The following is a 10,817-nucleotide window of genomic DNA, read 5'->3' as shown; positions in this document are numbered from 1 at the left end:
ATGGGAAGCGGGGACAAGAGGGAGGCAGCGAGGGTTCAAGGTTTTTTTTCAGAGCAGGTAATCGCTCCCGAACGGGAGCGAGAACGTCGCTAGACGGTCTTCACCTTCAAATGCCGCGCATACCAGGGCCGCTTCGGCACGCGCTTGAACAGGCCCTGCAACAGGTGCTCGTCCTCGCCAAAGGTAATGCGCAAGGCGAGCTTCATGGTCTCCGGGTCCATCTCCATCGACTTGCCCATCTGCAACCCCGGGGTGGTACTGCAGCCATGGGTGTCCGGGCCCAGCCACGGGTCGTCGACTTCGACCCAACGCCCCGGGGCGAACCAGGCCACGCCGTTGACGTCCAGGCGCCTGACTTCGCCGGGGTTGAAGCGTTCGTGGGCGCGGTACCAGTCTTCGATACGGTCGTCGATCCAGCCGTGGAAGTGCCAGAACACCGGGTTTACATGGGATGAAAACGGGTCGCCGAGGAAGTCGTTTTCCGCCGCGTACCAGCGCGGGGCAAAATCTGCCGGGTCGCGGGCCAGGGGGACCGGCGCGCCGTTAGACGGGTCGCGGGGCACCGAGGCCCAGCGCATGTGCAGCCAGTCGTGCAGGCCCAGCTCCATTTCGGAGCCGAGTTGGCCCAAGGTCAGTCTGGCCAGGTAGCGCGGGTCGCGGTACTGCGATTCCCAGACCTGGAAGTTGCTGTGGTAGGTCTCGGCGGCCTTGATGTCGCTGACCCACTGGGTGTATTCGCTGTCGTCCGGGGCTGACCAGGTGGGCGGCAGCGCGAAGCCGTCGTGGTTGTCGAAGTAGCGCAGGAAGCCTAGGCGATCGCGCTCCAGCGCCGGTTGCGGTTCGGGGAATGCGGGCCACGAGGGCAGATCCTGCATGGAACGCGCGGTGCCGAGCATATGCCGGTGCATGAAGAAGAAATCGATGCCCGAGCCGTTGCGGTCTTTGTGTTTGCCACGGGCGTCACGCTCCTTGCCGCGCGGGCCGGGTTGCCAGCCGATACCGCGCAGGGCGTCGCGTTTTTCTTCGGAGAGTTTGTGCCACTGGTCACGGGTGGCGTGCCACAGCTGGTGAAACAGGCGGTGCTCCGGAGCAATCAGCCAGGCCAGCAGGGTCGGGTTGAGGCCGATGCGTTGGCGGGCTTCGGGAAACAGCTGTTTGTGGGCGATAAAGCGGTTGTCACGTTCGGTCAAGGCCAGGGGGCGATCCAGGTCGAGGATGTGCCCGCTGAGGGTGCCGCTGCCGGCGTTGGCGAAGTCGGACCAGACTTCATCGAGCGTCATCTTGAACTCATAGGCGGGCCTGCCGTCGACGGCATCACGATCGATCAGGCGCCAGTAGAGCAAGGCGCCCTCGCCCGTCAGCAGGTCACCCAGCACGCGGTAGCGCGGTTCGCCTTCGCTGCGCAGGTTGGCGGCGGTGTCCAGGTAGCCGCGCAGGCCACGGCCACGGGGGGCGATGTCGAGCAACAGTTCCAGGCCTTGCAGCGGTAGGCCCTTGAGGCCGGCGTCGCGGCCTTCCAGGCGCAGGCGCCACACCCCGCGCAAGGTATTGGCCAGGTGCTGCCCGGCGGTGTCGGCCAGGTCCACGGTGGCTTCGCCGGGGGTGATGGGGAATTCTTCTTCGCGCGTCAACTCGCGATGGGCATAGAAAGCGGCCGGCACAGCCGCGCCGGTCAGCGCCAGGCCTGCGATGAACCCACGTCGAGAGATGGTCATTGTCTACCTTAGGAAACGGCTTTATCAGAGCTAGAACGTTTGCAGGCCGGGGAAATTTACCGCCCTGCCCGCGCCGCCTAAATTTCCCCGCGCACCACTCGTTCTCCCCTGATAGCGAAGGCCTCAACTGACTGAGATGGCAATGACAAAACCACGTTCGAAAAAGGCGCTGTACATCGGCTTGCCGCTGGCACTGGCCATCGGTGCCAGCGCAGGCTTCCTGGCCTGGGATCACTGGTTCAAGGGCAATGCCGGCTACCCGCTCGCCGTGATCAAGCAGGCCAATGAACTGCAGGACCGCCTGCTGTCGTTCGACAGCCACATCACCGTGCCTATGGACTTCGGCACCGCCGGCAACGAGGCGGACAAGGACGGCAGCGGACAGTTCGACCTGGCCAAGGCGGCACGCGGTCGCTTGTCCGGCGCAGCCCTGACGATCTTCGGCTGGCCGGAAATCTGGAATGGCCCCAATGCCCCGCACAAGCCCACTGACGGCTTTGTCGAGGAAGCCCGCCACGAGCAGGAGGTGCGCTACAAGATCATCTCCGGCATGGTGCGTGACTTTCCCAATCAAGTCGGCATCGCCTATACCCCGGATGACTTTCGACGTCTGCATGGCGAAGGCAAGTTCGCGATCTTTATCAGCATGCTCAACGCCTACCCCCTGGGCAATGACCTGAACCAGCTGGACCTGTGGGCCGCCCGGGGCATGCGTATGTTCGGTTTCAGTTATATCGGCAATAACGCCTGGTCCGACTCATCGCGCCCACTGCCGTTTTTCAATGATTCCGTCGATGCCCTCGAAGGCCTGTCGGACATCGGCAAGCAAGCGGTGCAGCGCCTCAATGACCTGGGGGTGATCATTGACGTGTCGCAGATGTCGACCAAGGCCCTGGAGCAAGTCGCGCACCTGAGTCGCACGCCGATGGTGGCGTCCCACTCGGCACCGCGCGCGTCGGTGGACATCCCGCGCAACCTCAGCGACAAGGAACTGCAACTGATCAAGAACAGCGGCGGCGTGGTGCAGGTGGTGGGCTTCCCGGCCTACATACGCCCCCTGAGCCAGCCGACCCAGGACAAGCTCAACACCCTGCGCGCGCGTTTCGACCTGCCGCCACTGCCCAACCTGGCCATGGCCCTGATGCCGGGGGACGCGATCATCGCGGCATGGCCGGAGCAGAAGTTCGGCCAGTACGCCCAAGGGCTGTACGGGATTCTTGAGGAGGAACCCAAGGCCACGCTCAAGGACTGGGGCGACGCCGTCGACTACACCGTGCGCAAGATCGGGATCGATCACGTCGGCATCGCTTCGGACTTCAACGACGGCGGCGGTATCGACGGCTGGAACAACGTCGGCGAAATCCGCAACGTCACCGCCGAACTGATCCAGCGCGGCTACTCCGAAGCCGACATCGCCAAGCTGTGGGGAGGCAACTTCCTGCGGGTGTGGGACCAGGTACAAAAAGCCGCCAAACCCTTGGCCAACCGCTAATCACCTAGAAGCAAGTCCATGACTGACCGCCGTACGTTTCTCAAGCAGGCCGGGGTATTCGCCGCCAGCCTGCCATTGGGCGCTGCACTCATCCCGCAGGCACTGGCTGCCACCACCACGGATGACCCATGGACGGGGTTCAAGCAGCTGTTCAACCAGGACCCGGATTACCTGCACTTCTCCAACTTCCTGGTGGCCTCGCACCCCAGACCGGTACGCGAGGCCATCGAGCGCTACCGCGCCCAGATCGACCGCAACCCAGGGCTCGCCATGGACTGGGACCTGGAGCAAACCTGGAAACGCGAAGGCCAGGTACGCGAATGGGCCGGCCGCTACCTCAAGGCCACCCCGGCGCAGATCGCCCTGACCGGCAGCACGTCCGAAGGCCTGACGATGATCTATGGCGGCATCAAGGTGCACCCGGACCAGGAAGTCCTCACCACCGTGCATGAGCATTACGCGACCCAGAACGTGCTGGATTTTCGCGTGCTCAAGGAAGGCACCCAGGTGCGCCGGATCAAGCTGTTCGAGCGGGCCAGCCAGGTCTCTGCCGACGAGGTGCTGGGCAATATCCAGCGCAATATCCGCCCCAATACCCGGGTGCTGGGCATGACCTGGGTACAGTCCGGCAGCGGCGTGAAACTGCCCATCGGCGAGATCGGCAAGCTGGTGGCGGCGCACAACCGCAACCGCGACGACAAGGACCGCCTCCTCTATGTGGTGGATGGCGTGCATGGTTTCGGCGTGGAAAACCTCGACTTCCCCGACATGCATTGCGACTTCTTTATCGCCGGCACCCATAAATGGATGTTCGGTCCGCGCGGTACCGGGCTGGTGTGCGCGCGCAACCCTGAAAACACCTACGTCACGCCCATGGTGCCGACCTTCTCCGAAGACAAGGACTTCGCCACCATCATGACCCCCGGCGGCTATCACGCCTTCGAGCATCGCTGGGCGGCGGATGAGGCCTTCAAGCTGCACCTGCAACTGGGCAAGGCGCCGGTCCAGGCGCGCATCCATGGACTGAACGCCGAACTCAAGGAGCAATTGCTGGCGCACCCGCAGATCGAACTGGTCACGCCGCGCAGCCCCGAACTGTCTGCCGGCTTTACCTTCTTCCGGGTCAAGGGCCAGGACAGTGATCGGGTGGCGACCTACATGCAGAAGAACCGCGTGGTGATCGACGCGGTGATCCGCACGGCGCCCGGCCTGCTCAACAACTCCGACGAAATCCAGCGCTTCATGACCCTGCTCAGCCAGCGGTTGTGACGCGACTTTTTCCCTTTGCACGAGAGGCCCCTATGACGCCACTGCGACTCAAACCCCTGACGACCCTGGCACTGACCGCCCTGTGCGGCGCGCTGCTGCCGGGCCTGGCCCAGGCTGCCACGCCGCAACCGGGCAAAGTGTTCAAGGACTGCAAGGACTGCCCGGAAATGGTGGTACTGCCCGCCGGAACCTTCACCATGGGGACGCCGGAAGACGAAGTCGGCCGCGAACCGGACGAAGGCCCGATGCATGAGGTGACCTTCGCCAAGCCGTTCGCCATGAGCCGCTTCCACATCACCGCCGGCGAATGGGACAGCTATATCCGCCAGACCGGGGTGAAGATCGCCGACGGCGACACCCGCCCCGGCCGCGAATGCATCGCCAGCAAGCCGCGCTATCCCCAGGGCCCGCGCCAGCCGGCGGTGTGCATGGACATGGACGACATCAAGCACTACGTGGCCTGGCTGTCGAAAAAGACCGGCCAGCAGTACCACATGGTCAGCGAGGCCCAGCGCGAATACGCCGCGCGCGCCGGCTCCACCGGGCCATTCCCGTTCCCGTTCGACGAGGGCAAGGGCTACAGCATCGCCAAGCATGCCAACACCTACGGGCCGGCGGACGGCTACAGCTATTCTTCGCCGGTAGGCAGCTACCCGCCGAATGCGTTTGGCATGTACGACATGCATGGCAATGTCTATGAGCGGGTGGCCGACTGCGAGCACTCCAGCTACATCGGCGCGCCCACCGACGGCAGCGCATGGATGGAGCCAAACTGCGAGGGCTACATGATTCGCGGCAATGACTGGGGCGAGGCGCCGGTGTTTTCGCGCTCAGGGAACCGCAACACGATCTATCCGCAGACGCGGGGTGACTGGATCGGCTTCAGGGTCGTGCGCGATCTCTGAAGCTGACGGGATTTAATCTGGGAGGGGGCTTGCTCCCGATGGTGCGGCAGTCGACATCGCCATTGACTGACACTCCGCCATCGGGAGCAAGCCCCCTCCCACAGTCAAATCGTGCGCGGCTTAGACCCCCTTCTGCGCCAACAACTCCAGGCCTTCATGCAACGCCGGGAACAGGCTGTTATTGAAGTTGTTCCAACGCAACTCCAGGATGGTGTCGTCCGGCGAGATCTCGGTCTTGAGCACGTCGTGGAACACTTCGCCGGAGTCGATGCCGTTATCCACGTAGTGGAACGAGGCGCCGGTGAGGTACAGCGGTTCACACGGCTGCGTCTCCCTGGTCGCCCAATCCACCACGGCTTGTCCACGGGCACCGTACAAGGCATTCCAGGTGGCGTAGGCACCCCGGCGCTCATAGGGCGATTCGATACGGGTGATACCGGGGTGGATGTTCATGATGCGACGGGCAAACGGCGCACCAGGGCGCACCAGCTCGTCCAGGATCACCAGCAGGCCATCGAGCACCACGATATCGGCCTTCAGCTCCACCAACGTGTCATGCAGGCGGCGTTCGAAATCCTGCTTGCCGGCAATATGCTCGGCGCTGCCCCGCGGCAGGCGCCGATAGGTGGACGGCACGCTCAGCAGCAGATCGTTGACCAGGCGCCCCTGCACCCGCAGGTCGGCCGGGTACAGCCACTGGCGGCCGGGCTTATAGGCAAAGCCGTAGTCGGCCACCAACTGCTGGTCCCGCGGGTTCTGCTCATCGTCGTCATACACCACGCCCACCAGGTTGTAGGCCTCGCCCAGTGGCGTGTCGTTGAGCGACCCCACCAGAAACTCCAGCACCGACTTCATGTAGCGTTCGTGGTCCTTGTAGGCCACCGGCTGGCCGGCCTTGTCGGCAGCGGCATTGCGCAGGGACCACACGTACACCAGGTTCTTTTTCGTCATTGTTTCGCTCTCGCTGGAAAGATCAGGCACGCGCCAATACGCGTGCGCCTACACCACAAGAACGAACCAGCCCACGCGCAATTTATCCGCCACCGCCACCGCCGGGCACGCCGAGCTAAATAGTCACGCCAATCCTTCGTTTGTCATGGGTAAGGGTCTGTGTGCCCAGCCCCCTCTTTTTCACTTTCCGGGAAGTACTTATGACCGATCCCAAGCGCGGCGCCTTCACAGGTTTGCTTGCATTGCTCAGGCCGTTTCGCACCATCGTGACGGTCTCCATCGCCCTGGGCATGGCCGGCGGCCTGGCCATCACGCTGTTGCTGGCGACCATCAATAACGCGCTGCATTCTTCCACGGGTATGACCCAGGGTGTGATCCTGAGCTTTGCGGCGCTGTGTGTGCTGGCGCTGACCAGTTCGATCGTCTCCGATATCGGCACCAACTATGTGGGCCAGCGGATCATTGCCGCCCTGCGCAAGGATCTCGGCGAAAAGGTGCTGTCGGCGCCCATCGAGCAGATCGAACAGTATCGCTCCCACCGCCTGATCCCGGTGCTGACCCATGACGTCGACACCATCAGCGACTTCTCCTTTGCCTTCACCCCGTTGGCCATCGCCACCACCGTGACCCTGGGCTGCCTGGGGTACCTGGCGTACCTGTCGGTGCCGATGTTCCTGATGATGGTGGTGGCGATCGTCATCGGCAGCAGCGTGCAATTCATTGCCGGCGCCAAGGGCATTCGCGGCTTCGACGAGGCCCGCGACCAGGAAGACGAGTTGCAACGCTACTACTCGGCAATCGCTTCCGGCGCCAAGGAGTTGCGCATCCACCGGCCCCGCCGCTACCGTATGAACACCCACCGCATCCAGGAAACCGCCGACCGTATCAGCGATATCCAGGTGCGTTCGGTGAACATCTATATCGTCGCCAAGACCTTCGGCTCGATGCTGTTCTTTGTGGTCATCGGCCTGGCGCTGGCGATGCAGGCCTACAACCCGAACCCGGACCCGGCGGTGATCACCGGTTTTGTGCTGGTGCTGCTGTACATGAAGGGCCCGCTGGAACACGTGGTGGGTTACCTGCCGATCATCGGCAAGGCGCGCATTGCGTTTGCGCGCATCACCGAACTGTCCGAACGCTTCTCTTCCCCCGAACCGCACCTGCTGATGGACGGCAGCGAAGCGCCGACACCGGTGGTGCACAGCCTGGAGCTGCGCGGCGTGAGCTACAGCCCGCCGCCGGTGGAAGGCAGCCAACCGTTCCACCTGGGGCCGATCAACCTGAGCATCAAGCAGGGTGATATCGTGTTTATCGTCGGCGAGAACGGCTGCGGCAAGACCACCCTGATCAAGCTGCTGCTGGGCCTGTATCAACCCGAGGCCGGGGAAATCCGCCTCAATGGCGAAACGGTGACCGACCCGGCGCGCGATGACTATCGCCAGCTGTTCACCACGGTGTTCGCCGACTACTACCTGTTCGACGACCTGGTCCAGGGCAGCGCCACCCAGTCCCTGGACAGCGCCGCCAAGTACCTGGAGCGCCTGGAAATCGCGCACAAGGTCAGCGTCAAGGACGGCGTATTCAGCACCACCGACCTGTCCACCGGCCAGCGCAAGCGCCTGGCACTGGTCAACGCCTGGCTGGAAGAGCGCCCGGTGCTGGTGTTCGACGAATGGGCCGCCGACCAGGACCCGGCCTTCCGCCGCGTGTTCTATACCGAACTGCTGCCGGACCTCAAGCGCCTGGGCAAGACCATCATCGTGATCAGCCACGACGACCGCTACTTCGATATCGCCGACCAGTTGGTACGGCTACGTGCGGGCCAGGTGGTGCACGAAATGGAGCCGGCCTGAAAATTCTTTTCCGGTTTCCACAGGTAGGAACGTCTCACTAGTGGTAATGAGAACCAACCACAACAAATATTTATAATCTGCCCACTAAATACCTAGAAGAGAATTCACCCATGCCAGCAACATTTGGTCTGAGTCCCTTGAGCAAGGCACTCTCCATGCGCCGCCTCTTGAACACCCACGTGCTCCCTGGCGCCATTGCCGTTGCGCTGACCCTGCCAGTCGCAGGTTATGTTCAGGCGCAGGAGATCGAGCTGAATGTCCCCGCCCAGTCACTGGGGAGCGCTCTTCAAGAATTTGGTCGGCAGGCCAACCTGCAAGTGCTGTACAGCCCGTCCGACGTAGAAGGCAAACGCAGTCACAAGGTCAAGGGCAAGATGCAACCTGGCCAGGCCATGACCACCTTGCTGACCGGGACGGGGGTCGATTACGACCTGCAGGGCAACACCATGACGCTCACGGCCGGGCGTTCGTCCGCCCTGGAGCTGGGCGCCACCCAGGTGACCGCCAACCAGCTCGGCACCATTACCGAGGGCTCCGGCTCGTATACTCCCGGCACCATCGCGACCGCGACCCGAATGGTGCTGACGCCCCGGGAGACGCCTCAATCGATCTCGGTGGTGACGCGCCAGGCCATGGATGACTTCAACCTCAAGTCGATCGACGACGTGATGCGCCATACCCCCGGCATCACCGTTGCCGCGTACGACAGTGAGCGGACCAGCTACTACTCCCGTGGCTTCGCCATCCAGAACTTCCAGTACGACGGCATTCCGATCCTGCAGGATGCCCAGTATTCGTCCGGCCACACCCTGACCGACACGGTGATCTACGACCGCGTCGAGATCCTCAAGGGCGCTACCGGCCTGCTGACCGGTGCCGGCGGCCCTGGCGGCACCATCAACATGGTGCGCAAGAAGCCAACCTCGGAATTCAAGGGCTACGTCGACCTGGGCGCCGGTTCCTGGGACAACTACCGCTCGGAAGTCGACGTCGGCGGTCCGCTCACCGAGACCGGTAACGTGCGCGGTCGGGCTGTGGCCGCCTACCAGGACAAGCACACGTTCCTCGATCATTACCAGCGCAAGACCAACGTGTACTACGGCATCCTGGAGTTCGACCTGTCACCGGACACACTGCTGACCGTCGGCGGCGACTACCAGGACAGCGACCCGCAAGGCTCCAGCTGGTCGGGCTCGGCCTCGCTGTATGACAGCGCCGGCAACCGCATCAGCACCTCGCGTTCGTTCAACAATGGCGCCAAGTTCAGCAAGTGGGCGCAGTACACCCGTACCGGTTTCGCGACCCTGGAACACACCTTCGATAACGGCTGGGTCGGCAAGGCCCAGTACAACCACCAGATCAATGGCTACAAGGCACCGCTGTCCGCCCTGCTGGCGCCCAACGTCACCACCGGTCAGTCCATGTTGCTCACGCGGACCTACAATGGCGAGACCACCAGCGACACCGGCGACCTTTATGCCACCGGGCCTTTCAGCCTGTTCGGACGTGACCATGAACTGGTGATCGGCGCCTCGGTCTCGCGCTCCCGCTGGCTGGGCCGCGACTACACCCGCGCCATCAACAACAACTACGACTATTTCAATTGGAACGGCGAGGTTCCCAAACCTGACCGTGGCCCGCAGACCAAACGCAACGACGAGCTCACCCGCCAGAGCGCCCAGTACATCACCGGCCGCTTCAGCCTGGCTGATGACTGGCACCTGATCCTGGGTACCCGGGTCAACAACTACGAGGTCAGCGGCACCAGCCAGGTCAAGGACACCGGCAAGGTCGTGCCTTACGCCGGCCTTACCTACGACTTCACCGAAAACCTCTCGGCCTATGCCAGCTTCACCGAGATCTACCTGCCACAGGACGACTACCGCGACCGCAACAACAAGCCGATCGAGCCGGATGAAGGCAAGAACTACGAGGTCGGCTTCAAAGGCGAATTCTTCGATGGACGCCTCAACGCCAGCCTCGCCTACTTCGAAGTGCACGAGAAAAACCGCGCCATCGACGATAGCGACTACATTCCCGACAGCTACCCGGGCCTCGACTATGCGTCCAAGGGCACCAAGGCCAAGACCAAGGGCTACGAAGCGGAAATCTCCGGCGAGCTGGCCCCCGGCTGGCAGCTGCAGGCGGGTTATACGCATAAGATCATGCGTGACAAAGAGGGTGAAAAACTCTCCACCTGGGAACCGGAAGACCAGGTCAATATCTACACCAGCTACAAGCTGACCGGCGCCCTGGACAAACTCACCCTGGGCAGCGGCGTGCGCTGGCAGGGTACGGGCTGGAAGCTGCTGACCAACAACTACACCACCGGCAGCCAGGATAACTTCTCCCAGGATCCCCTGTGGCTGGTGGACCTGATGGCTCGCTACCAGGTCACCGAGAACGTATCGGCCAGCCTCAATGTCAACAACGTCTTCGACAAGAAGTACTACACCAACATCGGCTTCTACAACTCGGTTTACTACGGTGACCCGCGTAACATCATGCTCAGCACTCGCTGGAACTTCTGACGCATAGACGCTAGACGCACCGCCCCAAGCCCCTGGCCATGCGCAATGACCAGGGGCTTTTTGCTGCCCGCACAACACGCAGGCAAGGCAAAAAAAAACGC

At 62.9% G+C, this 10,817-nt stretch carries 7 protein-coding genes; 5 read left to right on the top strand and 2 right to left on the bottom strand.

Annotated features, from left to right (window positions below; all coding sequences use genetic code 11):
- Nucleotides 1-89 precede the first annotated feature (89 nt).
- Nucleotides 90-1,715, bottom strand: coding sequence for a PvdJ/PvdD/PvdP-like protein (locus J3D60_RS02575; protein WP_253489454.1), 1,626 nt, complete (start codon nt 1,713-1,715; stop codon nt 90-92).
- 142 nt (nt 1,716-1,857) lie between these two features.
- Here J3D60_RS02575 and pvdM point away from each other — a divergent pair, with 142 nt between their 5' ends.
- Genes pvdM through J3D60_RS02560 form a run of 3 tightly spaced genes read left to right on the top strand, consistent with a single transcriptional unit; the run spans nt 1,858 to nt 5,381 of the window.
- The gene (gene pvdM, locus J3D60_RS02570; protein ID WP_253489452.1) at nt 1,858-3,207 is read left to right on the top strand and encodes a pyoverdine-tailoring dipeptidase-like protein PvdM; all 1,350 of its coding nucleotides are present in this window, start codon (nt 1,858-1,860) and stop codon (nt 3,205-3,207) included.
- Between the two features lie 18 nt (nt 3,208-3,225).
- Complete coding sequence (locus tag J3D60_RS02565) at nt 3,226-4,476, top strand: aminotransferase class V-fold PLP-dependent enzyme (RefSeq protein WP_253489450.1); 1,251 nt, start codon at nt 3,226-3,228, stop codon at nt 4,474-4,476.
- A gap of 32 nt (nt 4,477-4,508) precedes the next feature.
- The gene (locus J3D60_RS02560; protein ID WP_065941148.1) at nt 4,509-5,381 is read left to right on the top strand and encodes a formylglycine-generating enzyme family protein; all 873 of its coding nucleotides are present in this window, start codon (nt 4,509-4,511) and stop codon (nt 5,379-5,381) included.
- Nucleotides 5,382-5,501: 120 nt separating this feature from the next.
- Here the strand turns inward: J3D60_RS02560 and J3D60_RS02555 are convergent, their stop codons facing one another.
- Nucleotides 5,502-6,332, bottom strand: coding sequence for a formyltransferase family protein (locus J3D60_RS02555; RefSeq protein ID WP_065941147.1), 831 nt, complete (start codon nt 6,330-6,332; stop codon nt 5,502-5,504).
- Between the two features lie 200 nt (nt 6,333-6,532).
- Between J3D60_RS02555 and J3D60_RS02550 the strand changes: the two genes are divergently transcribed.
- Both J3D60_RS02550 and J3D60_RS02545 read left to right on the top strand, forming a co-directional pair.
- Nucleotides 6,533-8,185 (top strand): cyclic peptide export ABC transporter, encoded by a 1,653-nt coding sequence (locus tag J3D60_RS02550; RefSeq protein ID WP_253489447.1) that lies wholly within the window; start codon nt 6,533-6,535, stop codon nt 8,183-8,185.
- Between the two features lie 155 nt (nt 8,186-8,340).
- Nucleotides 8,341-10,716 carry a TonB-dependent siderophore receptor gene (locus J3D60_RS02545; protein WP_141157476.1) on the top strand — a complete coding sequence of 792 codons (2,376 nt, stop codon included), beginning with the start codon at nt 8,341-8,343 and terminating at the stop codon, nt 10,714-10,716.
- The last annotated feature ends 101 nt before the right edge of the window (nt 10,717-10,817 follow it).

The organism is Pseudomonas sp. S3E17 (assembly GCF_024168685.1).
GTDB classification, from domain to species: domain Bacteria; phylum Pseudomonadota; class Gammaproteobacteria; order Pseudomonadales; family Pseudomonadaceae; genus Aquipseudomonas; species Aquipseudomonas marginalis.
This window is presented reverse-complemented; position numbering and strand designations above follow the sequence as displayed.

What these genes read in the sequence shown, in the direction of transcription:
- J3D60_RS02575 (WP_253489454.1), bottom strand. Translation starts at nt 1,715, where the DNA reads ATGACCATCTCTCGACGTGGGTTCATCGCAGGCCTGGCGCTGACCGGC.
- pvdM (WP_253489452.1), top strand. Translation starts at nt 1,858, where the DNA reads ATGACAAAACCACGTTCGAAAAAGGCGCTGTACATCGGCTTGCCGCTG.
- J3D60_RS02565 (WP_253489450.1), top strand. Translation starts at nt 3,226, where the DNA reads ATGACTGACCGCCGTACGTTTCTCAAGCAGGCCGGGGTATTCGCCGCC.
- J3D60_RS02560 (WP_065941148.1), top strand. Translation starts at nt 4,509, where the DNA reads ATGACGCCACTGCGACTCAAACCCCTGACGACCCTGGCACTGACCGCC.
- J3D60_RS02555 (WP_065941147.1), bottom strand. Translation starts at nt 6,332, where the DNA reads ATGACGAAAAAGAACCTGGTGTACGTGTGGTCCCTGCGCAATGCCGCT.
- J3D60_RS02550 (WP_253489447.1), top strand. Translation starts at nt 6,533, where the DNA reads ATGACCGATCCCAAGCGCGGCGCCTTCACAGGTTTGCTTGCATTGCTC.
- J3D60_RS02545 (WP_141157476.1), top strand. Translation starts at nt 8,341, where the DNA reads ATGCGCCGCCTCTTGAACACCCACGTGCTCCCTGGCGCCATTGCCGTT.